General features: G+C 71.3%; 21 protein-coding genes. 9 read left to right on the forward strand and 12 right to left on the reverse strand.

All coding sequences use genetic code 11. The annotated features are described in order from the left end of the window. The first annotated feature begins 100 nt into the window (after nucleotides 1-100). The 3 genes from QBL25_RS27905 to QBL25_RS27915 all read left to right on the forward strand — a co-directional run bounded on the left by QBL25_RS27905 (nucleotide 101) and on the right by QBL25_RS27915 (nucleotide 4,179). Complete coding sequence (locus QBL25_RS27905; RefSeq protein WP_409059713.1) at nucleotides 101-949, forward strand: 3-hydroxyacyl-CoA dehydrogenase family protein; 849 nt, start codon at nucleotides 101-103, stop codon at nucleotides 947-949. 163 nt (nucleotides 950-1,112) lie between these two features. Next, nucleotides 1,113-1,436, forward strand: a complete 324-nt coding sequence (locus QBL25_RS27910) for an STAS domain-containing protein (protein ID WP_055696792.1) — start codon at nucleotides 1,113-1,115, stop codon at nucleotides 1,434-1,436. A gap of 247 nt (nucleotides 1,437-1,683) precedes the next feature. Further along, nucleotides 1,684-4,179 carry an ATP-binding protein gene (locus tag QBL25_RS27915; protein ID WP_409059714.1) on the forward strand — a complete coding sequence of 832 codons (2,496 nt, stop codon included), beginning with the start codon at nucleotides 1,684-1,686 and terminating at the stop codon, nucleotides 4,177-4,179. 113 nt (nucleotides 4,180-4,292) lie between these two features. Here QBL25_RS27915 and nucS read toward each other — a convergent pair whose 3' ends face one another. Continuing rightward, a complete protein-coding gene (gene nucS, locus QBL25_RS27920; protein ID WP_409059715.1) occupies nucleotides 4,293-4,964 on the reverse strand; it encodes an endonuclease NucS in 672 nt (223 codons plus the stop codon). A 212-nt stretch (nucleotides 4,965-5,176) separates the two neighbouring features. Between nucS and QBL25_RS27925 the strand changes: the two genes are divergently transcribed. Then, a complete protein-coding gene (locus QBL25_RS27925) occupies nucleotides 5,177-5,569 on the forward strand; it encodes an SCO5389 family protein (RefSeq protein WP_361833650.1) in 393 nt (130 codons plus the stop codon). Between the two features lie 70 nt (nucleotides 5,570-5,639). On the opposite strand, the gene QBL25_RS27930 is transcribed toward QBL25_RS27925, so the two are convergent. Continuing rightward, entirely contained in the window at nucleotides 5,640-6,692 is a 1,053-nt protein-coding gene (locus QBL25_RS27930) for an LLM class flavin-dependent oxidoreductase (protein WP_409059716.1), read from the reverse strand. A 210-nt stretch (nucleotides 6,693-6,902) separates the two neighbouring features. Here QBL25_RS27930 and QBL25_RS27935 point away from each other — a divergent pair, with 210 nt between their 5' ends. After that, nucleotides 6,903-7,235: an ATP/GTP-binding protein gene (locus QBL25_RS27935; RefSeq protein ID WP_409059717.1), complete on the forward strand. Its 333-nt coding sequence runs from the start codon at nucleotides 6,903-6,905 to the stop codon at nucleotides 7,233-7,235. Nucleotides 7,236-7,246: 11 nt separating this feature from the next. Here the strand turns inward: QBL25_RS27935 and QBL25_RS27940 are convergent, their stop codons facing one another. The 7 genes from QBL25_RS27940 to mce form a co-directional block, all read right to left on the reverse strand. Beyond that, on the reverse strand, nucleotides 7,247-8,227 hold the full coding sequence (locus QBL25_RS27940) for an ABC transporter permease (protein ID WP_409059718.1): 981 nt from the start codon (nucleotides 8,225-8,227) through the stop codon (nucleotides 7,247-7,249). Continuing rightward, entirely contained in the window at nucleotides 8,224-9,456 is a 1,233-nt protein-coding gene (locus tag QBL25_RS27945) for an ABC transporter ATP-binding protein (RefSeq protein ID WP_409059719.1), read from the reverse strand. The genes QBL25_RS27940 and QBL25_RS27945 overlap by 4 nt, the downstream gene beginning before the upstream one ends. Before the next feature lie 133 nt (nucleotides 9,457-9,589). Continuing rightward, the gene (locus QBL25_RS27950) at nucleotides 9,590-10,360 is read right to left on the reverse strand and encodes an ABC transporter permease (protein WP_409059720.1); all 771 of its coding nucleotides are present in this window, start codon (nucleotides 10,358-10,360) and stop codon (nucleotides 9,590-9,592) included. 3 nt (nucleotides 10,361-10,363) lie between these two features. After that, a complete protein-coding gene (locus QBL25_RS27955) occupies nucleotides 10,364-11,356 on the reverse strand; it encodes an ABC transporter ATP-binding protein (protein WP_409059721.1) in 993 nt (330 codons plus the stop codon). Nucleotides 11,357-11,479: 123 nt separating this feature from the next. Then, nucleotides 11,480-12,415 (reverse strand): cellulose-binding protein, encoded by a 936-nt coding sequence (locus QBL25_RS27960; RefSeq protein WP_190081912.1) that lies wholly within the window; start codon nucleotides 12,413-12,415, stop codon nucleotides 11,480-11,482. Nucleotides 12,416-12,597: 182 nt separating this feature from the next. After that, the gene (gene scy, locus QBL25_RS27965) at nucleotides 12,598-16,515 is read right to left on the reverse strand and encodes a polarized growth protein Scy (RefSeq protein WP_409059722.1); all 3,918 of its coding nucleotides are present in this window, start codon (nucleotides 16,513-16,515) and stop codon (nucleotides 12,598-12,600) included. 231 nt (nucleotides 16,516-16,746) lie between these two features. Beyond that, nucleotides 16,747-17,187 (reverse strand): methylmalonyl-CoA epimerase, encoded by a 441-nt coding sequence (mce, locus tag QBL25_RS27970; protein WP_409059723.1) that lies wholly within the window; start codon nucleotides 17,185-17,187, stop codon nucleotides 16,747-16,749. A gap of 136 nt (nucleotides 17,188-17,323) precedes the next feature. Between mce and QBL25_RS27975 the strand changes: the two genes are divergently transcribed. Both QBL25_RS27975 and meaB read left to right on the forward strand, forming a co-directional pair. Beyond that, a complete protein-coding gene (locus QBL25_RS27975) occupies nucleotides 17,324-18,526 on the forward strand; it encodes an acetyl-CoA C-acetyltransferase (RefSeq protein WP_409059724.1) in 1,203 nt (400 codons plus the stop codon). A 53-nt stretch (nucleotides 18,527-18,579) separates the two neighbouring features. Continuing rightward, complete coding sequence (meaB, locus tag QBL25_RS27980; RefSeq protein ID WP_409059725.1) at nucleotides 18,580-19,536, forward strand: methylmalonyl Co-A mutase-associated GTPase MeaB; 957 nt, start codon at nucleotides 18,580-18,582, stop codon at nucleotides 19,534-19,536. Between the two features lie 109 nt (nucleotides 19,537-19,645). Here meaB and QBL25_RS27985 read toward each other — a convergent pair whose 3' ends face one another. Then, nucleotides 19,646-20,368 carry a PepSY domain-containing protein gene (locus QBL25_RS27985; protein ID WP_409059726.1) on the reverse strand — a complete coding sequence of 241 codons (723 nt, stop codon included), beginning with the start codon at nucleotides 20,366-20,368 and terminating at the stop codon, nucleotides 19,646-19,648. A gap of 146 nt (nucleotides 20,369-20,514) precedes the next feature. Between QBL25_RS27985 and QBL25_RS27990 the strand changes: the two genes are divergently transcribed. Continuing rightward, entirely contained in the window at nucleotides 20,515-21,204 is a 690-nt protein-coding gene (locus QBL25_RS27990) for a response regulator transcription factor (RefSeq protein WP_409059727.1), read from the forward strand. Continuing rightward, entirely contained in the window at nucleotides 21,201-22,631 is a 1,431-nt protein-coding gene (locus tag QBL25_RS27995) for an ATP-binding protein (RefSeq protein WP_409059728.1), read from the forward strand. Before QBL25_RS27990 ends, QBL25_RS27995 begins: the two co-directional genes overlap by 4 nt. A gap of 3 nt (nucleotides 22,632-22,634) precedes the next feature. Here QBL25_RS27995 and QBL25_RS28000 read toward each other — a convergent pair whose 3' ends face one another. Continuing rightward, entirely contained in the window at nucleotides 22,635-23,111 is a 477-nt protein-coding gene (locus tag QBL25_RS28000; RefSeq protein ID WP_409059729.1) for a MarR family winged helix-turn-helix transcriptional regulator, read from the reverse strand. A 120-nt stretch (nucleotides 23,112-23,231) separates the two neighbouring features. Then, on the reverse strand, nucleotides 23,232-23,987 hold the full coding sequence (locus tag QBL25_RS28005; protein WP_409062800.1) for an AIM24 family protein: 756 nt from the start codon (nucleotides 23,985-23,987) through the stop codon (nucleotides 23,232-23,234). Nucleotides 23,988-24,029 lie beyond the last annotated feature (42 nt).

Raw genomic sequence — 24,029 nt, forward strand, 5'->3', positions numbered from 1 at the left:
TCACCGCCACAGCCGCGCTCACGACCGCTAATGTCCGCCGGAAGGGCAAACGTAAACAGCGTGTAAGCCAGGCGTGATAAGCGGTAGGGGAGTCGGAACAGTGGCACGGAAGCTCGCCGTCATCGGAGCCGGACTCATGGGGTCCGGCATCGCTCAGGTCTCCGCCCAGGCGGGCTGGGACGTCGTCCTGCGCGACGTCACCGATGAGGCCCTGACCCGTGGCACCGACGGGATCAAGGCGTCGTACGACAAGTTCGTGAGCAAGGGCAAGCTCGCCGCCGAGGACGCCGAGGCGGCGCTCGGGCGCATCACGACGAGCACCGACATGGACGCCGTCGCCGACGCGGACATCGTCGTCGAGGCCGTCTTCGAGAAGCTCGAGGTCAAGCACGAGATCTTCCGTACGCTCGACAAACTCGTGCGGGAGGACGCCGTGCTCGCGTCGAACACCTCCGCCATCCCGATCACGAAGATCGCGGCCGTGACGGAGCGTCCGGAGCGGGTCGTGGGCGCCCACTTCTTCTCGCCGGTGCCGATGATGCAGCTGTGCGAACTGGTGCGCGGCTACAAGACGAGCGACGAAACCCTCGCCCGCACCCGTGAGTTCGCCGAGTCCGTCGGCAAGACCTGCATCGTCGTGAACCGCGACGTCGCCGGCTTCGTGACGACCCGTCTGATCTCGGCGCTCGTCGTCGAGGCCGCCAAGCTCTACGAGTCCGGCGTCGCCACCGCCGAGGACATCGACGTCGCCTGCAAGCTCGGCTTCGGGCACGCCATGGGACCGCTCGCCACCGCCGACCTGACGGGCGTCGACATCCTGCTGCACGCCACGAGCAACATCTACACGGAGTCCCAGGACGAGAAGTTCGCGCCCCCCGAGCTGATGCGCCGGATGGTTGACGCCGGTGACATCGGCCGCAAGAGCGGGCAGGGCTTCTACAAGCACTGACGTCTGCTTACACCCGTGCGGGGTCACCCCTCGGAGTGAATTCGGTATCGGTTCGCTTACAGACGGCAACTTCCTCGCCCATGCGGCAGTCAAGTGCAGTGACATACGCAGACGCCATACGGAACACACGTCACAGGAAACTCAGCACTCTCGGGGAGCGCATATGCACATCAGGGGCGACCAGGCCCAGCTGGTCGTCGGGGGACGCCTCGACGTACGCAGCGCGGCGGACGCCCGAACGGTCCTGCACTCGGCCGTCGACGACGGCGCCGGTGACCTGGTGCTCGACCTGTCCGAACTCGACTCGTGGGACGCCACGGGACTCGGCGTCATCATGGGCGCGCACCGGCGCGCGGGACGGTGCGGACGCCGCCTCGTGCTGCGCCACGTGCCGCCCCAGATGCAGCGCCTGCTGGTGGCCACCCGGCTCCACCGCATCCTCGCCATCGAGGGCGGCATCGGGGTGGAATCGCTTCCCCGCGTGTGATGCGCGACGATCTCCGGGGCATCCGGGCATCAAACGCATCTCGCGCACAATCCTCACGAGACTGTGACGTCTCGGACGGGGCGGTACCCCGCCCGTTCGGAGATACTGAGCGAAGGTCTAGGGTTCGGTCGCCCACCGTCATGACGAAGACAGACGCCCGAGCGGGGGCACCGGACCAGAAGCGACAGCGCAGTGTGCACAAGGCCGGAGGGGGCTGTGTACACGACGCATCTGGGGGGCTTTGACCATGGACCCGATGAACCGGGGACCGGAAGAGTACGGCCATGACGGCATCAACGACGACGATTCGGCGCGTCCCGTGCGCCCACCGCGCGATCCTCTGACGCCGGACTTCGGGCAGCCCGCACCCGCGCTCGCCCGCACCGTCCAGCTCGTCTCGGGCGACTTCCTGCTCACCGTGAACCCCGTCGACGGCAGCGAGATCGAACCCTGCCCGCCCGGCGAGCGGCCGACGCGGCCCGTCAAGCGCACCGCCGCCGAGCGGGCCGAGCAGCGCCGCGCCTCGGCGCCGCCCGTGCCGCCGGGTCCCGCCCTGCCCCGCATGCCGCTCCTGGAACGCCAGGAGGAGCGCGAGCGACTCGTGCGCCTGCTCGCCCGCGGGCGCTCGGTGCGGCTCACCGGCCCGGCGGGCTCGGGGCGCACGTCGCTCCTGAACGCCGTCGCCGAAGACTGCGCGGACCTCGCACCGGACGGAGTGATCCGGCTCTCCGGCTACCACAAGACGCCCGCCGACCTGCTCCAGGACCTCTTCGCCGCGGTCTACGACGCACCCCTGCACCGCCCCGACCGCGCCCTGCTGCTCGAACTCGTCCACGAGATCGGCGCGGTCGTCGTCCTGGACGACCTGGAGTTCGGCGCGGCCGCCCTCGAAGAGCTGCTCGACGCGACACCCGAGTGCGCCTTCCTCATCTCCGCGACCCCCGACGTCGCGGCGCCGTCCCCCGACTCGCACCTCGAAGAGGTCTTCCTCGGCGGCCTCGGCCGCGGCGGCGGCCTCGAACTCCTGGAGCGCGCCGTCGGCCGCGTCCTGACGGACGACGAGGCGGGCTGGGCAGGCGACCTCTGGTTCGAGTCGGAGGGCCTGCCCCTGCGCTTCGTCCAGGCGGGCGCCCTGCTGCGCCAGCGCGACCAGCTGCGCGCCGACCCGAACGCCTTCGACGAGTACGGCTACTACGCCGAAGGACCGGTCGACGCGCCCTTCGGCACCGAGGGCCACGAGGTCCCGCTGCCCTCGCTGGCCGACGGCGCGGCGCCCGCCGTGCTGCTCGCCTCCCGCCTCAGCCCGTCGGCGCGCACCACGCTGCGCTTCGCCGTCGCGCTCGGCGGTGAACTGCCGCACCAGGCGCATCTGCCCGCCCTCGTGGGCGACACCCACGCGGACGCGGCCTTGGCCGAGCTGGTCTCCGCCGCGCTCGTCACCCCCGTCGGCTCGCACTACCGCCTCGCCGCCGGGGTGCGCACCCAGCTCGAAGCCGCCGGGTACGCGGACGACAGCGCCGAGCGGGCCCAGAGCGCCGCCCAGCACTACGCCTGGTGGGCGGGGCACCCCTCGGTCGGCCCGGAGCGGGTCGTGGCCGAGGCGGACGCCGTGCTCGCCGCGCTGGGCGTCCTGGTGGCGGGGCAGACCGCTTCCGGGGAGCCCGCGGCCGGCGAGGAGAGCGCCGCGGTCCTGCTCGCCCGTACGGTCGCGCCCGCCTTCGCCGGAGGGCTCGACTGGGGCTCCTGGGAGCGTGCCCTGCGCGCGGGCCAGGAAGCGGCGCGGATCGCGGGCGAGGTCGCCGAGGAGGCGTACTTCCACCACGAGCTCGGCATCCTCGCGCTCTGCGGCGGGGACCTCGACCGGGCCCGCGTCGAGCTGGAGGCCTCCATCGGCCTGCGGGGCGCGCTCGCCGACAAGCGGGGCATGATCTCCGGCCGCCGGGCCCTCGCCCTGATCGTCGACCGCTCGGGCGGCATGCTGCCCGGCGCGAGCACGGCCGCCGCGGGCGAAGAGGTGCCCGACGCGCGCTACGAGGAGTCCGCGTCCCCGCCCGGCGGCGTACCGGCGGCCTTCGCGCTGCCCGCACCGCCCCCGGAGCCCGAGACCCTGGTCACCCGCAACGCCGCGTCCGGCGCCGGTGCCGGACCGGCGCCGACCCGCCGCTCCATCGTCAACGGCACCCGGCGCAACCTCGTGGCGGCGGGCGCGGGAGCCCTGCTCGCCGCCGTGCTCGGCACGGTGGTGACCCTCGGCGCCACGTCGGACAACAACGACAACCCGCCCGACAAGGTCAAGACGGAGCAGTCGGCGAGCGAGGAGCAGGGCGACGACGGCCTGACCGCCGACAAGCCCGCGAAGGACTCGACGAGCCGCCCGGACGACGACGGCCCCGACAACATCCCCGGCACCGCGGACGACGCGCCGAGCGGCACGGGCACTCCCTCGGACAAGCCCAGCGGCACCGGCAAGCCGTCCGGCGACCCCTCGGGCAAGCCGTCGGACAAGCCCACGGACAAGCCGACGACGAAGCCGCCCACGACCAAGCCCCCGACGACCAAGCCGCCGACCACGAAGCCGCCGACGACCAAGCCGCCCACGACGAAGCCGCCGACCACCCCGCCGCCGACGACGGACCCGACGCCGGATCCGCCGTCGTCCCCGGACACGTCGAACTCGGCGAGCGGCCCCACGGGCGGCCCGGCGACGAGCGACACCGCGTCCGGCTCCGCGTCGACGGCCTGACGCACGGGCCGGACGGACGCCCGTAAGCGGAAGAGGGCCGGGTCCCCGTGGACCCGGCCCTCTCGCGTACGGCGAACTCCTACGTACGGCGAACTCCCGCGTATGGGGAACTCCTAGAAGAGCCGCAGCTTGTCGTCCTCGATGCCGCGCATCGCGTTGTAGTCCAGGACCGTGCAGCCGATGCCGCGGTCCGTGGCGAGCACGCGGGCCTGCGGCTTGATCTCCTGGGCGGCGAAGATGCCCTTCACGGGGGCCAGGTGCGGGTCGCGGTTCAACAGCTCCAGATAGCGCGTGAGTTGCTCCACGCCGTCGATCTCGCCGCGCCGCTTGATCTCGACGGCGACGGTCTGCCCGTCGGCGTCGCGGCAGAGGATGTCCACCGGGCCGATCGCCGTCATGTACTCGCGCCGGATCAGCGAATAACCCTCGCCGAGCGTCTCGATCCGGTCGGCGAGCAGTTCCTGGAGGTGCGCTTCCACGCCGTCCTTGATGAGGCCGGGATCGACGCCCAGTTCGTGCGAGGAGTCGTGCAGGATCTCCTCCATCGTGATGATCAGTTTCTCGCCGCCCTTGTTCACGACGGTCCAGACGCCCGCGTCGTCCCCCGTCCCCTCCTTCAAGGTGCAGGGCGGGGACATCCAGTTGAGGGGTTTGTAGGCCCGGTCGTCCGCGTGGATGGAGACACTGCCGTCCGCCTTCACGAGGATCAGGCGGGGGGCCGACGGGAGATGGGCGGTGAGCCGGCCCGCGTAATCCACGGAGCAACGGGCAATGACGAGACGCATGGTGCGCAACGCTACTCGACCCCAGGTGCTCCGCGCGATTCCTCCATCGATGAACCTGTTCGATCCTGGCCGGTTATGTTCCCAATCTCCTGGTGCCGGGCCGATCCGATGCTTAACGTATAAGCAGGAGGTCGCCGTGCATGCACGCTGCGTGCACGGGCCCCTGCCCTGTCCGGAAGCCCCCGCTCCCCGGGGGTGCGAGAGGAGAACCCATGTCGCTCGACGTCTCACCGGCGCTGTTGGAACAGGCCGAGCGAGGCGAGGTCGATGAAGCGGAATTCGTCGACTGCGTCCGGACCTCCCTGCCTTACGCATGGGAGATGATCAGCTCCCTGGTGGCCCAGCTGAAGGTCGACGGCGGAGAGTTCGCCGACAACCAGACGCCTCCCCCCACCGAGCAGGCGCGCGGCCAGCTCCTGCGGGCTCTGGCGAGTGACGCCATTCGCGGCGCTCTTCAGCGCCACTTCGGAGTGCGGCTCGCATTCCAGAACTGCCACCGTGTGGCGGTGTTCCCGCTCGATGCTTCTGTGGACGACAGGCTCGCCCGGTTCACCTCGATCCGGGGCCAGCTGCTCAACCAGTCGCCCGAACTGCGGGACTGCTGACGCCTTTTGCTGCCGCTCCGTACGCGGGAGGTGTTCTAGTACCGGAGCGGCAGCTCCCCCGCCCCAACGGCTAGCCGAGCTGGGGCAGCACGTCGGCACCCAGCCTTCGGACGTTCTCCTCCGTCGTCGCCAGATCGCCCGATCCCTCCACCAGCAGCGCGAAGCGGGTGATCCCCGTGCGCTCCGAGGTGGCCGCGATCCGGTCCGCGCACAGCTGCGGGGTGCCCACCGGATGCAGTCCGCAGAGCAGCTCCGTGTACGCGAGCGGGTCCCGCATGGCCCGGGCGCGGCCGTCCACGGTGACGTGCGCGTCGAGCCCCTGCTTGAGCCAGCCCGGCATCGCCTTCTGGAGCGTCTCCGCCGCGTCCAGGCGCCGGTCCGCGATCTGCGCGACCCCCGCCGAGACGTGCGCGGCCCCACGGACCTCCTCCGGCGTACGCCCCGCGGCCTGCGCGTGCCTCCGCCACAACGCCACCATTTCGGCCTTCTCCTCGTCGCCGACGTGCATGCCGAGCAGCATCGGCAGACCGCGCTCCGCCGCGAGTCGCACGCTGGACGGCGAGGTGCAGGCGACGATCACCTCCGGCCCGTCCGCCGCGTCCACGGAGTCCGGGCCGGTGCCGGTCAGGGCCTCCTGCGGCCGGGGCACCACGGCGACCTCGCGGAACGGGAAGCGGTCGGTGTCGCTCGCGACCCGGGGCTCGTTCAGCCACCGCAGCAGCAGGTCGAGCGAGTCCGGGAAGCCCTTCTCGTACGCGTCGAGGCCGGATCCGAAGACCTCCAGGTCGACCCACGGCCCGCCCCGCCCCACGCCCAGCGAGAAGCGCCCGCCGGACGTCAGGTGCAGCAGGGCCGCCTGCTCGCCCAGGGCCACGGGATGCACGGTCGGCAGGACGCTGACCGCGGTGCCGACCCGGATGCGCCGCGTACGCCCGAGAAGGAGCGCGGCGAGGGTCACGGCGGACGGACACGTGCCGTACGGCACGAAGTGGTGCTCGGCGAGCCAGACCGAGTCCAGGCCCGCCTCCTCGGCCACCTCGGCGGACCGCACCGCGCGGTGCAGCGCCTCCCCCTGCCCCTGTCCCGGGAACTGGGCGGCCAGAACAAAACTACCTACACGCATCGCACTCCTGCCTCCTTGGCGCCGACGCAGGCACTCCCCCTACGGGCAACAACGCATGACACGTGCCAAAGGCACGGCTTGGCATGAAGATTGACGGATTTTCTGCGAAATGCAGGGGAGATCTGTGGGGGTTGGTGACGGACGCCTACCCCTGTCCGTGCCGCGTAGGCTGGACATGCCCCTGGCCCCGTACATCCCGTGAGGTGTCCCGTGTCCCCGCGTCGCAACCGCCCGAAGGGCGCCGGAGAAGACAGCCCGCGCCCGGGCGGGGAACCGGCGGGCCGCTACGGCGGCTTCCAGCCCACCGAGAGCTGGCAGGGCGAGCAGTGGAGCCTGCGCCACGTGGCGGGCGCGAGCGCGGCCGGCAAGAGCTACCGATGCCCCGGCTGCGACCAGGAGATCCCCTCCGGGGTCGCGCACGTGGTGGCCTGGCCCGAGCACTCGGGCGTGGACGAGCGCAGGCACTGGCACAAGGCGTGCTGGAACGCGAAGGACCGCCGCACCACGCGGGTGCAGCGGTCCCGTAACGCGCCGAGGTACTGACGGCCCCACGGCTACACGTCGCGCTTCTCCAGCAGGACGAAGGCGCCGGCCACGGCGGCCGCCGTCAGGCCGACGAGCAGGCCGAGCTGCGAGGTGCCGCCGCCCTCGCCGTCCATCTCGAAGATCTTGGCGAGCGAGTTGATGGCGTTGTAGTCCATCATCTTCTCGCCGAGGGGACGCGTGCCCTCGGAGATCATCAGGAACACCGGCAGGATCGCGGGCACCAGGACCACGCCGAGCATCGCGGTGATCGCGCCCGCCGAGTGGCGCAGCATCGATCCTGCGGCGAGCGCGAGGACGCCCAGGAGCGAGACGTAGAGCCCGCCCTTGAGGACCGTGCCCGCCCAGTCCACGTCGCCGGCCTCGGGGCCGCTGTGCATCCCCGAGGTCATCAGGCCCACCAGGAGGATGGAGCCCGCCGCGACGACGAAGGCGATGACGAAGAAGACGATGATCTTGGCGGCGAGCACGCGGTAGCGCTGGGGCGAGGCCGTGAACGTCGTACGGATCATGCCCGTGCCGTACTCGGACGAGGTCACCAGGACGCCGAGCGTGATCAGGCAGATCTGGCCGAGCACGAGACCGAAGAACGCGGGGATCGTGAACGGCACGTCCGCGTAGTCGCGGTCCTGCGTGTTCCCGGCCACGAGAAGGCCGATGCCGACGACCAGGAGGAAGAAGACGCCGAGGGTCCACATCGTCGAGCGGACCGACTTGATCTTCGTCCACTCGGAGGCCAGGGCGTTGCCGAGGTGGGTCTTCTTGACCGGGATCGGCGAGGTGTAGGCGTTGTTCATCGCCTGCTGCCAGGCGGACGGCGGTGCGGGGGCGGCCGGCGGGGGAGCCGTCGGGGCGCCACCCGGCGGCACCGGACCGCCCTGCGGCCCGGGAGCGCCGACCGGGGCCGGTACCTGGTGGGGCGCCTGCGCGGGAGCCTGGTGGGGTGCCTGCTGGGGCTGCGCCTGCGGCTGCGGAGTCGGAGGCGTGGTCATCGCGGGTCCTCGCTGTCGCGCTTGGTCATGTCGGGGGCGGGGGCGGGCGCAGGAGCCGCGGCCGGTGCCGGAGCGCCGGCGGGAGCCTGCGGGGCGGGTGCCTGCGGGGCGGGTGCCTGCGGGGTCGCGTACGGGTTCGGCGTGTGCTGCGGGGCGCCCTGGGGCCCGCCCTGCGGCATCGCGAACGGCTGACCGCCCTGCTGGGGCGGCGGCGGTGCGTACCACCCGGGCTGGCCCTGGCCGGGCACCGGCATCTGCGGCTGCGGCATCGCGCCGGGCGGCAGCTGCTGCTGGAGGCCCGCGCGCTGGTCGTGGGTCGAGCGGTAGTCCACGGCGCCCTGCGTCATCCGCATGTACGCCTCTTCCAGCGAGGCCTGGTGCGGGGAGAGCTCCCACACGCGCACGTCCGCGCCGTGCGCGAGGTCGCTGATGCGGGGGAGCGGCAGACCCGTGACGCGCAGCGCGCCGTCCTGCTCGGGCATGACCTGGCCGCCCGCCTCGCTCAGCGCCGCCGAGAGCTTCTCGCGCTGCTGGGTCTCGCCGTCCGGCACCCGCACCCGCGCGAAGTCGGCGGAGTTGTGCGAGATGAAGTCCTTCACGCTCATGTCGGCGAGCAGCTGGCCGCGGCCGATCACGATGAGGTGCTCGGCGGTGAGGGCCATCTCGCTCATGAGGTGCGAGGAGACGAAGACCGTGCGGCCCTCGGCGGCCAGGGACTTCATCAGGTTCCTGACCCAGAGGATGCCCTCGGGGTCGAGGCCGTTGACGGGCTCGTCGAAGAGCAGCACCTGGGGGTCGCCGAGCAGCGCGGCGGCGATGCCGAGCCGCTGGCCCATGCCGAGCGAGAAGCCCTTGGAGCGCTTCTTCGCGACCTCCTGGAGGCCCACGACGCCGAGCACCTCGTCCACGCGGCGGGCCGGGATGCCGGAGAGCTGCGCGAGGCACAGGAGGTGGTTGCGGGCGTGCCGGCCGCCGTGCACCGCCTTGGCGTCGAGCAGCGCGCCGACCTGGCGCGGTGCGTTGGGGAGCTTGCGGTACGGGTAGCCGCCGATCGTCACCTGACCCGTGGTGGGGTTGTCGAGCCCGAGGATCATGCGCATGGTCGTCGACTTGCCGGAGCCGTTCGGGCCCAGGAAGCCGGTGACCGTGCCGGGCCGCACCTGAAAGGAAAGGTTGTACACGGCTGTCTTGGCGCCGTAGCGCTTCGTCAGGCCGACTGCCTCGATCATTCTCCGCACCCATCGAATGGTTCAGGACGTCGGGGCAGACGCCCCCGTAAGGGTTAGGAGGATATCGGTGAGCTGACGGTTCCAGCCAAGAGCGGGTAAAACTCCCGGCCGCCCCGGACGTCCCGCCGACGGGTCAGGCGTCCCGCTTCTTCAGGAGCACATAGCCGCCGATCAGGGCCACCACGACCCAGACCAGCATGATCGCCAGCCCGCCCCAGGGGCCGTACGGAGTGTCGTCGTCCAGCGGGGTCTTCACCTGCATGATCTTGCTTCCCGCCTGGTCCGGCAGGAACCGGCCGATCTTCTTCGTCGCCGAGACGTTGCCCAGGATGTTGGAGATGAGGAAGAAGAACGGCATCAGGATGCCGAGCGAGAGCATCGGACTGCGCAGCATCATCGCGACGCCCATCGAGAACATCGCGATGAGCGTCATGTAGAGCCCGCCGCCGATCACCGCGCGCAGCACGCCCGGATCGCTGATCAGCGCCTTGTGCTCGCCGAGCATCGCCTGCCCCACGAAGAACGAGATGAAGCTCGTGACCAGGCCCACCACCAGGCTGAGCAGGGTGGCGACCGTGACCTTGCCCGCCATGAAGGCCGCGCGCTGCGGGACGGCGGAGAGCGAGGTGCGGATCATGCCGGTGCTGTACTCGTTCGAGACGACGAGCACACCGAAGACGATCATCGCGAGCTGGCCGAGGCTGGTGCCGGCGAAGCTGGTGTAGGTCGGGTCGAAGACGCTGCGGTCCTGGGCGTCGAGGTTGTCGTAGTCGTTCTTCGCCAGGATGCTGATCAGCAGGCCGAGCCCGACGGTGACGACCAGGGCGAGCCCCAGCGTCCACACGGTCGACGAGACCGAGCGGATCTTGGTCCACTCCGACTTCAGTACCTGTGTCGCGGCCATCGCTCAGGCCCCCTTCTTCGGCTGCTGCCAGCTCGCGCCCCAGCCGGCGCCCTGCGCGGGCGGCGGCTGGGCGGCGGCGGGGCCCGCGTGGTCGGTGTGCGCGTGGTACTCCACCGACTCCGCGGTGAGCTGCATGAAGGCCTCTTCGAGCGAGGCCCGCTGGGGGCTCAGCTCGTGGAGGACGAGCTGATGGCGGGCCGCGAGCTCACCGAGGTCCTCCGCGCTGGTCCCGTCGACCTCCAGGGTGCCGTTGCCCGCCTCGACGGCGGTGACGCCCTCCTGGTGCAGCGCGTCGAGGAGCCGTTCGCGCTGCGGGGAGCGCAGCCGTACGTAACTGCGTGAGTTCTGCTGGATGAAGTCCGCCATGGAGGTGTCCGCGAGGAGCCGGCCCTGTCCGATGACCACGAGGTGGTCGGCGGTCAGCGCCATCTCGCTCATCAGATGCGAGGAGACGAAGACCGTGCGGCCCTGCGCGGCCAGCGACTTCATCAGGTTCCGGATCCAGTGGATGCCCTCGGGGTCGAGCCCGTTGACCGGCTCGTCGAACATCAGGATCTCGGGGTCGCCGAGCAGCGCGCCCGCGATGCCGAGGCGCTGGCCCATGCCGAGCGAGAAGCCCTTGGCCTTCTTCTTGGCGACCTGCGTCAGGCCCACGGTGTCGAGGACCTCGTGGACGCGGGCGCGCGGGATGCCGTTGCTCTGCGCGAGGCACAGGAGGTGGTTGAAGGCGCTGCGGCCACCGTGCATGGCCTTGGCGTCGAGCAGGGCGCCGATGTACTTCAGGGGGTCCTTCAGCTGGGCGTACCGCTTGCCGTCGATGCGTGCGGCGCCCGCCGTGGGGTTGTCGAGCCCGAGCATCATCCGCATCGTCGTGGACTTGCCCGCGCCGTTGGGTCCGAGGAAGCCGGTGACGATGCCCGGATGCACGGTGAAGGTGAGGTCGTTGACGGCCAGCTTCTCGCCGTACCGCTTGGTCAGCCCCTCGAGCTCGATCATGCGGCCACGCTAAAACGGGACAGAGCCCCCTGCCACTTGGGCAGGGGGCTCCGCGGGCACCCCTTCAGGGGCGCGGGGAACCGCACGCTCGGCCTCGGCCGGCCCGCGGTTCTCCCGGACGCTTCAGCGGGTCTGCTGGGCCGGAACCCCGCGAGAGACCGGCTCGTCCTCGGCGGGCGAACCGGCGGCGGCCACGGCCGCACCCGTGAGGGTGGCCAGCATCTCGCGCACGTTGGTGAGCTGAGCGTTGATCGAGTCCCGGCGGTTGGTGAGCGCCGCCAGCTCGCGCTCGGACTCGCTCCGGATCCGGTCCGCCTTGGCGTTGGCGTCGGCGACGATGTCCTCGGCCTGACGCTGAGCGGTCTCCACCGTCTGGCGCGCGCGACGCTCGGCGTCCGTACGCAGCTTCTCCGCCTCGAGGCGCAGCTGCTCCGCACGGTGCTCGATCTCCGCGAGGCGCTTCTCGGCCTTGGCCTGACGCGAGGCCAGGTCACGCTCCGACTGCTCGCGGCGCTTGGCGAGGTTCGTCTCGAAGTCGGCCGCGGCCTGGGCGGCCTTGGCGCGGGTCTCCTCGAAGAGGGCGTCCGCCTCCTCGCGCTTCTGCTGGGCGTCCTTCTGCGCCTCGCTGCGCAGCGCGCCCGCCTCGCCCTTGGCCTTCTCGACGATCCGGACGCCCTCGTCCTCCGCCTTGGCCTTGCGCTCGGCCGCGAACGACTCGGCGTCGTTGCGCACCTGCTGGGCCGCCGACTCGGCGAGCTCGCGGTGCTGCTCGGCTGCGCGACGAGCCTCCTCGCGCAGGTCCTTCGCCTCCTCCTCGGCGAGGCGGAGGATCTTCTCGACACGGGCACCGAGGCCCGCGTACGACGGTTCGGCGTCGGCTACCTGCGCCTGCGCGTTCTGCGTCTCGAGGTGCAGCTCCTCAATGCGCTTTTCCAGAGCAGTGATACGAGCAAGAGCGCTGTCACGGTCGGAGACGAGCTTGGAGATACGTTCGTCCACCTGAGCGCGGTCGTACCCACGCCGCACAAGCTCGAAGCCGTAGGGGGAAGTGTCGCTCATGGGGTTCCTGTCGAATGAGACCGGTGAGGTGATAGGGGGAATCCTAGGGGTCCAAGCGGCGTGTCATCGAGCAGATGCCCGTTTGATCTGGAGAATGACACCCCTTTTGAGTGGCTAACCGCCGGAGCACTTGCCAGCGACAGTGCCGAAGGTCCTTACAAAGCACGCGAGATGTTCTTTGGCTAGCCCTCAGACGGCTTGCCACCCGATCGAGTTGACCCCGCGGCTGCACCGGCCTTGACGCCACCGTCCTTCGCGCCGGGGATCGGCGGGGCCTCAAAAGACTCCAACGCCTCCAGCACGTCCTGGACACGGGAAATCTCGGCGTTGATGTCCTCCCGGCGCCTGACGAGGACCTCCAGTTCTCGCTTGCCCTCGTCAACCGTACGCTCCGCTTCGGCCTGTGCCTCCGCCTTGACGCGTTCGGCCTCGCGCACCAGCTCGGCCACCTTCGTCTCGGCCTCCTTGAGCAGCGCCTCGGCCCGCTTCACGGCGGAGATCCGCACCTTGCCGGCCTCGGAACTCGCGTCCGAGACCATCTCCTTGGCCTTCGCCTCGGCCTCGGCGAGCTGCTCCTCCGCGGCCTTCACCAGAGCGTCACAGCGTTCACCCGCGGACCGCATCGCCTCGGCGGACTCGCGGCGCGCACGCTCGTGCAGCTCCTCGATCTCCGCGGTGAGGCGGTCGCGCTGCTCCTCGGAGCGCTCCCTTATGGCCGTGGCGTCCCTGCGGGCGCCGACGAGCAGTTCGTCCGCGTCCGTGCGGGCCTTCTCCACCAGGGAGTTGCCCTCGACCCTCGCCTCGGAGACCAGCCGGTCGGCCTCCGTGCGGGCCGCGCCCACCATCGTGTCGGCCTGGGCCTCCGCGTCCGTGGTCGCCTTGAGGGCCTTCTCCTGCGCGTCCTTGATCAGCTTGTCGGCCTCGGCCGCCGTCTCCGAGATGAGGGTGTCGACCTGCTCGGCCGCCTCCGAGCGGCGCTTGTTGGCCGCCTGGCGCGCCTCGTCCAGGGTCCGTTCGGCTTCCTCCCGGGCCTGCGAGGTGACCCGCTCGGCTTCGGCCGCGGCCTCCGCCTTGACGCGCTCGGCGTCGGACCGGATCCGCTCGGCGTGCTGCTGGGCGGAGCCGACCGTCTCGGCGGCGTCCGCGCGCAGCCGCTCGGCGTCGCCCGTCGCGTCCGAGATGAGCTTCTCGGCCTTGGCCACGGACTCCGAGCGCACCCGCTCGGCCTCCGAAGCCGCCTCGCCGCGCACCCGCTCGGCTTCCGCGGCGGTCTCGGTCCGCAGCCGCTCGGCCTCCGCGACCGTCTCGTTCTGGAGCCGCTCCGCCTCGCTGCGCGCCTCGCCGATCAGCTGGTCGGCCTGGCTCGCCGCGTCGCCGCGGATGCGGTTGGCGTCCTCACGGGCGTCGGCCCGCGTGCGGGACGCGTCCTGCTCGGCCGACGCGATCGCGTCCGAGGCTTCCGTACGCGACCGCTGGGCGTACTCGGAGGCGTCCGAGCGCAGCCGCTCGGCCTCCGCGATCGCCTCCGAAACCGTGCGCTCGGCGAGGGACTTGGCGGCCTCGGACTCCTCGCTCGCCTCGCGGCGGGTGCGGCCGGCGTCCTCGGCGGCGCGCTCCCGCTCGGCGTACGCGTCGGAGCGGACGCGGTCGGCCTCCTCCTGCGCCTCGGTCCTGGTGCGCTCCGCCGCGTGCTCGGCGGCGCTGCGCAGGCCCGCGATCTCCTCCTGCGCGGACTCCTGGAGGCCCGCCACCGCGTCCCGTACGGACTGGGCGGTCTGCTCGGCGCTGGAGACCATCTCGGTCGCCCTGCGGTCGGCTTCCTCGACGAGGCGCACGGCCTCGGCCTGCGCCTCCTCGACGCGCTTGCGGGCGGAGGCGAGAAGCTCCTCGCTCTGCTCGCGGGCCCGCTCGCGCTCCTGGTCGGCCTCGGACCGCGCGGAGCTTAGGGTCTCCTCGGCCTCCCTGCGGCGCCTGGCGGCCTCTTCCTGGGCGGCGGACAGCGCCTCGGCGGCCTCCGCGCCCACCCGCTCGGCGGCGGCTGCGGCCTCCGAGCGGAGGCGGTCGGCCGACTCCTGGGCCTCGGTCTTGAGCCGCTCGGCCTCGGCGGCGGCGTCCGAACGCAGCCGCACGGCGACGTTCTCGCCCTCGGCGCGCGCCTGCGAGGCGTCGGCAGCGGCCTCGGTGCGCAGCCGCTCGGCCTCGGTCTCGGCCTGCGACTGAAGGGTGCGGATCCGCTCGGCGGACTCCGAGCGCAGGCGGTCGGTCTCGTCCGACGCCTCCTTGCGGATGCGCTCGGCCTCGGCGCGGGCGTCGGTCAGCGCCTGCTCGGCGGAGGCGAGACGCTCCTCGGCCTCGCGGTGCAGGCGCGCCAGCTCGTCGGCCGCCTCGGCCTGACGTGCCGCTATCGCCCGCTCGGTCTCCTCGTGCAGGGCCCGCGCGGCGGCCTCGGCCTCGGACTTCGTGGCCTCGGCCTGCTCGGTGGCCTCCTCGCGGTGCCGCTCGGCCTCGGCGCGGGTGCGCTCCAGCGTCTCCTCGGCCTGCTTGCGCAGCGTCGTGGCGCGCTCGATGGCCTCGGTGCGGACGCGGTCGCTCTCGGTGGCCGCGGCGGACTTCAGCTCCTCGGCGTCGGCCTTGGCCTTGGCGAGCAGCTCCTCGGCGGACTTGGCCGCCTCCTCGATCTGCTGGACGGCCTCGCGCCGGGCCTCGCCGCGGATGCGCTCGCCCTCGGTGACCGCGTCGGCCCGCAGCTGCTCGGCCTCGCCGCGCAGCCTGCGCGCCTCCTCCTGCAACTCGACGGTCTTGGCGCGGTACTCCTTGGTGTCGTCCTTCGCCGTGCCCTTGAGCTGCTCGGCGATGTCGTGCGCCTCCGCGCGCAGCCGGTCCGCCTCGGACTCGGCCTCGGTGCGGATCCGCTCGGCCTCCTCGGTGGCGGCCTTCGTCGTCTCCTTGGCGTCCTTGGACGCCTTGTCGAGTACGTCCTCCGCGGTGCGGGCGGCCTTGGCGAGCTGGCCGGCGGTCTCCTCGGCGGTGATCGTGCGCGCCTTCTCGGCGGCGTCCTTGATCAGCTTCTCGGCCTCGGCACGGGCGTCCGCGACGAGCTGCTCGGCCTCGGCCTTCGTGGCCTCGGCTTCCTTGGTGGCCTCGCCGACGAGCCGCGCGACCTGTTCCTTGGCCGTACGCGTGCGCTGTTCGTTGGCGCCCTCGGCGGCCGAGAGCTGCTTGGAGGCCAGTTCCTTGGCCTCGGCGACGACCTTGTCGGCCTCGGCGCGCGCCTCGCGCAGCGCCGTCTCGGCCTCCGCCATGCGCTGCTCGGCGGCCCGGCTCGCCTCGGAGGCCTGGCGGCGCGCCTGCTCGGACTCGGTGGCCGTGCTGGAGCGCAGCTGCTCCGCGTGGTCGGTGGCCTCCTGCGCCTGCGTGGACGCGGCGTTCAGGAGGCGCTCGGCGTCCGAGCGGGCCCGGCGCAGGATGGCCTCGGCCTCGGCGCGGGCGGACTCGGCGTCGCTCGACATCCGCTGGCGGGCCTCTTCGGCCACGCGCTCGGCCTCGGCGCGGGCGGCGGCCAGGGCCTGGTCGGCCTCGGCGCGCGACTCGTCGAGCAGGCGGCGCGCCTGCTGTTCGGTGCGCGCCCGCAGCTGCTCGGCCCACGCCACGTTCTCGTTGACGTGCGACTCGACGGTCTGGCGGCGCTCGGACAGCTCCTGGTCGAGCTGCTGGCGCCGGGACACCGCCTCGGAGTGCAGCTCGGACTGGAGCCTGGCCTGCTGCTCGGCGTGCTCCTGGAGGATCCGCTGGGTCTGCGCACGGGCGTCGCGCAGCTCCCGCTCGGCGTCCTGGCGCAGCTGATCGGCCTGGATCTGGGCATTACGGAGCAATTGCTCGGCCTGGTAGCCGATGTCCGCGCCGTCATAGGCAGGGCGGGACGCGAGGTTGCGGCGCGCCTCGTGCAGCTTGGCGCGCAACACCTCGACCTGGTAGCCGAGGTCTTCGGCGTGCTGAACAGCCTTCTCTCGCTCGGTCTTCAGCCGGTCCATCTCGGCCTCGAACCGCGAAAGATGGTCCGTCTCAGCCCGCGAGCTCTCTTGGCGTTCGTAGCCCCGCACTGCGCGGTCCCATCCGTCCCCTGGTCGCAAGTCTCTTCTTACGAGCCCTGTCCATCCGCCGAACGGGGCCCACGGGGAATGGTGTCAGATCAACAGCAGAGCACGGGCTGCTGCCCCGACGCTCGTCCCCCGAAACCCGGACCCCGGCAAGCGGCCGCCCAGCGTACGGACGACCGGCCGCCCGAACTTCGGACGGCCGAGCCCAACCCTACCGGCCCAAGTATGCGGAGGTCAGTGCTCCGGTGACTCCTGAGCTGCCGAGGTGACGAGTTCGGTCAGCACACCGTGACAGTCCTTGGGGTGCAGGAAGGTGATGCGGGACCCCATGGAACCGATGCGGGGCTCCTCGTACAGGACCCGTACGCCCTTGTCCTTGACGGCGGCGGCGTCGCCGTCGACGTCCGCGGTGCCGAAGGCGATGTGGTGCACGCCCTCGCCGTTCTTCGCCAGCCACTTGCCCACGGCGGAGTCGTCGCGCGTGGGTTCGAGGAGCTGCAGGTAGGAGGCGCCGCCGTCGCTCGTCTCATTGATCTTGAGCATGGCCTCGCGCACGCCCTGCTCTTCGTTGACTTCGGTGTGGAACACCGTGAAGCCGTATGTCTCCCGGTAGAACTCGACGGTCTTGTCGAGGTCGAAACAGGCGATCCCGATGTGATCGATTCGCGTCAGCATGTTTTCAGTGCAGCCCTTCCGGCAGTGATTACGCAACGTGCGCGCGATCACACCGAACGCCCGATGACGCGCGGCGTACCGCTCAGTACATTCAAGTAAACCCTCATTAACTCCTCCTCCCAAGGGGCCGTGGCACATGTCTGGAACGACCGGTACCACCTCAGTGATCGTCGCGGGCGCGCGAACGCCCATGGGCCGCCTGCTCGGCTCGCTGAAGTCCTTCTCCGGCGCCGACCTGGGCGGTTTCGCGATCAAGGCCGCGCTCGACCGGGCCGGCATCGGCGGCGACCAGGTGCAGTACGTGATCATGGGGCAGGTCCTCACGGCCGGGGCAGGGCAGATCCCGGCGCGTCAGGCCGCCATCAAGGCGGGCATCCCCATGAACGTCCCCGCACTCACCGTCAACAAGGTGTGCCTCTCCGGGCTCGACGCGATCGCGCTCGCCGACCAGCTGATCCGCGCGGGCGAGTTCGACGTCGTCGTCGCCGGCGGCCAGGAGTCGATGACGAACGCACCGCACCTCCTCCCCAAGTCCCGCGAGGGCTACAAGTACGGCGCCGTGGAAATGCTCGACTCCATGGCGTACGACGGTCTGACCGACTCCATCGAGAACATCGCCATGGGCGAGTCCACGGAGAAGCACAACACCCGCCTGGGCATCGGCCGCCCCGAGCAGGACGAGATCGCCGCCGCATCGCACCAGCGCGCGGCCGCCGCCCAGAAGAACGGCATCTTCGAGGCCGAGATCACCCCGGTCGAGATCCCGCAGCGCAAGGGCGACCCGGTCCTGTTCTCCAAGGACGAGGGCATCCGCGCCGAGACGACCGCCGAGTCGCTCGGCAAGCTGCGCCCCGCCTTCACCAAGGACGGCACGATCACGGCCGGCACGTCCTCGCAGATCTCCGACGGCGCCGCTGCGGTCGTGGTGATGTCCAAGGCCAAGGCCGAGGAGCTCGGCCTGCACTGGATCGCCGAGATCGGGGCGCACGGCAACGTCGCGGGCCCGGACAACTCGCTCCAGTCGCAGCCCTCGAACGCCATCCGGCACGCGCTGAAGAAGGAGGGCCTGGACGTCGCGGACCTCGACCTCATCGAGATCAACGAGGCCTTCGCCGCGGTCGCGGTGCAGTCAATGAAGGACCTCGGGGTGTCCTCGGAAAAGGTGAACGTCAACGGTGGTGCCATTGCCCTGGGGCATCCGATCGGGATGTCCGGAGCACGCGTCGTGCTGCACCTCGCCCTGGAGCTGAAGCGGCGGGGCGGCGGCGTGGGCGCCGCCGCGCTGTGCGGTGGCGGCGGACAGGGTGACGCACTGATCGTGAAGGTGGCGAAGGCCTGACGCCGTCGTGCGTCTGAACCTTCCCTCCACTGCTTGGAACGGAGCTGTCTGACATGCAGGACGTCCCCTCCCTGGTGGCGCAGGCCCGCGAGGGCAGGCCACGGGCCGTGGCCCGGCTGATCTCACTGGTCGAGGGGGCGTCACCGCAGCTCCGCGAGGTCATGGCGGCGCTGGCTCCGCTGGCGGGCCGTGCGTACGTGGTGGGCCTCACGGGATCGCCCGGTGTCGGCAAGTCGACGTCGACGTCGGCGCTGGTCTCCGCGTACCGCAGGGCGGGCAAGCGGGTCGGCGTCCTCGCCGTCGACCCGTCGTCCCCGTTCTCCGGGGGCGCGCTGCTCGGTGACCGGGTCCGGATGTCGGAGCACGCGTCCGACCCCGGGGTCTACATCCGCTCCATGGCCACGCGCGGCCATCTGGGCGGCCTCGCCTGGTCGGCGCCGCAGGCGATCCGGGTGCTCGACGCGGCGGGCTGTGACGTGATCCTGGTGGAGACGGTCGGCGTGGGCCAGTCCGAGGTGGAGATCGCCTCGCAGGCGGACACGTCGGTGGTGCTGCTCGCCCCCGGCATGGGGGACGGGATCCAGGCGGCGAAGGCCGGGATCCTGGAGATCGGCGACGTGTACGTCGTCAACAAGGCGGACCGGGACGGCGCGGACGCGACCGCGCGCGAGCTGAACCACATGCTGGGGCTCGGGGAGTCCCGCGCGGCGGGGGACTGGCGGCCGCCCATCGTGAAGACGGTGGCCGCGCGGGGCGAGGGGATCGACGAGGTCGTCGAGGCCCTGGAGAAGCACCGGGCCTGGATGGAGGAGCGGGGTGTCCTCGCCGAGCGGCGTACCGCGCGGGCGGCCCGTGAGGTGGAGACCATCGCGGTCACGGCTTTGCGGGAGCGAATTGCCGATCTCCATGGCGACGCGCGGCTCTCGGCCCTGGCGGAGCGGATCGTCCTGGGCGAACTGGACCCGTACGCGGCGGCGGACGAACTGGTGGAGAACTTGACCTCTGGGTGAGGGGCCTTGGCGGGGCCTGAGGGGGTTTCGCTGCTCCGGGGTGACCGGCGACGCGGGTCGGCCCCGCAGGGGGTGCCCTGCGGGGCCGGTTTCCCGGGGGGACGGGGGATCAGTCGTCGGAGTCGTTGTCGTCCGAGTCGTCTTCGGAGTCACCCGCGGCGTCCGACTTGTCGGCGGTGACCTTGCCGGACCCGAGGTCGACCTTCCAGTCGGACTCCGCACCCTTGGCACCGGAGGTCTCGACCTCCCAGGCCTTGGCCGTACCGTCGTCGTCCAGGTCCACGGACGTCACCGCACCCTTGCCCGCGGCGGCCTTCGCCGCGTCCTCGGCGTTGACGGAGGCACCCTTGAGGGTCGCGGCCACCCGCTTCGCGTCGCCGTCGTCGTCCTTCTCGGTGTGCGAGCCGAGCACCTTGCCGGTGCCGGGGTCGACCTGGACGCTGTGCCACGTGTCGCCCTTGAGCACGTCGACGTCCCAGACCAGGCCACCGTTGTCCTCGTCGTCCAGCTCGGCGGAGACCGCCGTGCCGGACGTGCCGGCGAGCGCCGCCTTGATCGCGTCGGCCGCCGTCACCTTCGCGGCCTTCACCTCGGCGGTGTTCTCCGCGGCGTCGTCACGGTCGTCGTTCCGGTCGTCCGCCCGGTCGTCCGCCCGGTCGTCGCGGTCGTCGCGGTCGTCGCGGTCGTCCCGGTCGTTGTCCTTCAGCTGAACGCTCGACTTCTTCGCGGCGGCCGACGACTCGTCGTCGCCGCTGACGGCGAGCGCTGTCGCGGTGCCGCCCCCGACGAGGGCCATGGCCGCGACGGTGGCGATGACGATGTTGCGCTTCATAAGGGGGTTCCTCCCGAGTCGTTGGCCTCGCGGCCGGTGGGCCGCTGCCGTTCGCTTTCGACAAGGACCAATCTGGCTGAACGACCCTGAAGCCAGCCTGAAGCCGCCTGAAGAACTCTTCAGGTTCGCTCTGCCACCCTGAACGCATGCGCCTGTTGATCGTGGAGGACGAAAAGCGGCTCGCCCTGTCGCTCGCCAAGGGACTGACGGCCGAGGGCTTCGCCGTGGACGTCGTGCACGACGGCCTCGACGGACTGCACCGGGCGAGCGAGGGGACGTACGACCTGGTCATCCTGGACATCATGCTGCCCGGCATGAACGGCTACCGCGTCTGCTCCACCCTGCGCGCCGCCGGCCACGACGTGCCGATCCTGATGCTCACCGCCAAGGACGGCGAGTACGACGAGGCCGAGGGGCTCGACACGGGCGCCGACGACTACCTCACCAAGCCCTTCTCGTACGTCGTCCTGGTCGCCCGGGTGAAGGCGCTGCTGCGCCGCCGCGGCAACGCGGGCCCTTCCCCCGTGCACACCCTCGGCGACCTCAAGGTCGACACGGCGGCGCGGCGCGTCTTCCGCGGCGACGGCGACGGCGAGGGGAACGGCGACGGTGAAGTGACGCTCACCGCGAAGGAGTTCGCCGTCCTGGAGCAGCTCGTCCTGCGCGCGGGCGAGGTGGTCTCCAAGGGAGACATCCTGGAGCACGTGTGGGACTTCGCCTATGAAGGCGACCCGAACATCGTCGAGGTGTACATCAGCGCGCTGCGCCGCAAGCTCGGCGCACCCCTGATCAAGACCGTGCGCGGCGCCGGATACCGCCTGGAGACCCCCCGATGAAGCGCTTCTTCAGTTCCGTACGGGCCCGCGCCACCGTCGGCGCCAGCCTCGTCGTGGCCGTCGCGCTGGTCGCCGCCGGCGCGGCCGTCCTGCTCTCGCTGCGCGCGAGCCTGACCGACCAGGCGAGCGGCCAGGCCGAGTCCGCCGCCCGCGGGGTGGCGACGCAGCTCGCCACGAACGTGCCGTACGACGATCTGGATCTGGACGGAGAGGACCATCCCGTCCAGGTCGTCGACGGCAAGGGGCGGCTCGTCGCCGCCAGCGAGGACCTGGAGCGCGTCAGCGGCACGGGCACCGACGCCGTGAAGCCCCGGCCGGCGTCCGCGCCGCCCCGGGGCGACGGTGAGGACGACGACGAGGGCGACGGTGAATCGCCGGAAGCCGGGGAGATCTCCGAGGACCCGGCGGCCGTCACCACAGGATCGGCCACCGTCGACGGCGAGACGCGGGACTACCGCTTCGCCGCGGTCGAGGTGAACGTCGAGAAGAAGGGCGACCTCACCGTCTACGCGGGCGCCTCGCTCGCCGCCCGGCAGAGCGCGGTCTCCACGGCGCTGACGTCCATGCTCATCGGTTTCCCGCTGCTCCTGGCCGTCATCGCCCTGGTGACCTGGCTGGTGACGCGCCGCGCCCTGCGTCCGGTGGACGCGATCCGCTCCGAGATGGCGGCGATCACCGCCTCCGAGGACCTCGCGCGCCGCGTGCCCGAGCCGGACACGCACGACGAGATCGCCCGCCTGGCCACGACCACGAACGAGACGCTCGCCGCCCTCCAGCACTCGGTGGAACGTCAGCGCCGCTTCGTGGCCGACGCCTCGCACGAACTGCGCAGCCCCATCGCCTCCTTGCGTACCCAGCTCGAAGTGGGCGCGGCCCACCCGGAGTTGCTGGACGTGGACGGTGCGGTCGAGGACACCGTACGACTTCAGGAACTCGCCGCCGATCTGCTGCTCCTGGCCCGCCTCGACGCGGGCGAGAAGCCGGGCGAGGCTCTCGTGGACCTGGCGGCCCTGGCCCGCGAGGAGCTCTCGCAGCGCACGCGGGACCGCGCCGACGTCCGGATGGAGCTGAAGAGCGTCGAGGTCACCGGCTCCCGGGGCCAGTTGGCCCGGGTGCTCGGCAATCTCGTGAACAACGCGCAGCGGCACGCGCGCTCGTACGTCACGGTCGCCACCCGCGCCGAGGGCGCGTGGGCGGTCCTTGAGGTGTCCGACGACGGGGACGGCGTGCCGGAGGGCGAGCGCGACCGGATCTTCGAGCGCTTCGTCCGTCTCGACGACGCCCGCACCAGGGATGACGGCGGGGCGGGGCTGGGCCTGGCCATCGCGCGCGATGTCGCCGCACGCCACGGCGGGACGCTCGTGGTCAAGGAGGCCCCCGGTGGGGGAGCGCTCTTCGAGCTCAGGGTCCCTGCCGCCACCCGGTGAGGGTCAGGGCTTGCCCCGCTGGGCGCGGAGGTGTTCCGCGATCGGGGTCAGGGCCTTGTGGAGTTCGCCGAGCGCCTCGGGTGAGATCAGGTCGACGAAGTGCCGGCGGACGGAGGCCACGTGGTGCGGGGCGACCCGCTGCATGGTCTCCATGCCCTCGTCCGTGAGGACGGTGTAGAGCCCGCGCCGGTCGGACTCGCAGTTCTCCCGGCGGACCAGGCCCGCGTTCTCCATGCGGGTGATCTGATGGGACAGGCGGCTCTTGGACTGCAGTGTGGCGGCCGCCAGATCGCTCATGCGCATCCTCTTCTCTTCCGATTCGGAGAGATGCACGAGGATGTCGTAGTCGTTCATGGTCAGGTTGAACGGCTGGAGGTCCTTCTCGAGCTGATATGTCAGCATCCTGTTGACCTCCACGTGGGTGCGCCAGGCGCACTGTTCCTCGTTGGTCAGCCACTGCGGGGCCGTCTCGGTCTCCATGGAATCGATTCTACCTAAGAAGTTGAAAGGTGAACGAATGTCGGTGTGTGACGCGCACCTCTCACCCTCCAGGTGACAGAGGGGCACAGGCGTTCGCCGTCACACTCCGCAGACTACCGCTCACAGGCCGAAGCGACGCTGGAGGTCCCCCAGTTGTCCGGGAAGGCGCGGTTGTCCCGGCTGCTGTCCCTGCTGGCCCGGTGTGCCATGGCCGCCCGGCACGCCCGCCTGGTGCGGGACCGCACCCGTCGCCTGCTCGGTCATGAGCGCCTCGGAGGACTGGAGGAGCACCGTGCCGGCGCCCACGAACTCGAACTGGTGCTCCTCGCCTGAGGTTCCCCCGATGCCGGTCAGTGCCCGCACGCCACCGATGACCCCGGTCAGATATCCGTGGTCGTAGTGATGGCAGGGCGAGGGGCAGTCGGCCCAGCCCACCAGGGCCTGTGGATCGACCCGGATCGGCGGCTCCATGAACACCACCGGGCCGTTCGACGCGGCCACGAACTTTCCCGTCCCGATCAGGGTCAGGAAGCCCGGAACGATGGACTGCTTGAGCGCGAGAGTTGGCTGAAAAGCGAGGAGGTTGCCGGAGCGAATGGTCAGGTTGCCGTCTTCGAGGTCGTACGAATTCACGTCGAAGGCCCGGTCGGCGAGGAGCATCTTGCCCTGGCCGTCGGCCACCACCCAGTCGCTGGCGTGCAGGGGCGAATGGAAGCTCGTGCGCACCAGGCGGTCCAGGCGGCCGTGCCCGATGCCGTTGAACTCGATCGACCCGTAGTAGGCGATCATCTTTCCCTTCTGGAGGAACCACTGGCTCCCCTTGAGCTCCACGCAGAAGGTGTACGCGTTCACGCTGTCGTCGCTCGGCAGCGTCATCGGGTCGAGGGGCGCGGGCGCCCCCGCGGGCCCGGTGGGGAC

The organism is Streptomyces sp. SYP-A7185 (assembly GCF_046103685.1).
Lineage (GTDB): Bacteria > Actinomycetota > Actinomycetes > Streptomycetales > Streptomycetaceae > Streptomyces.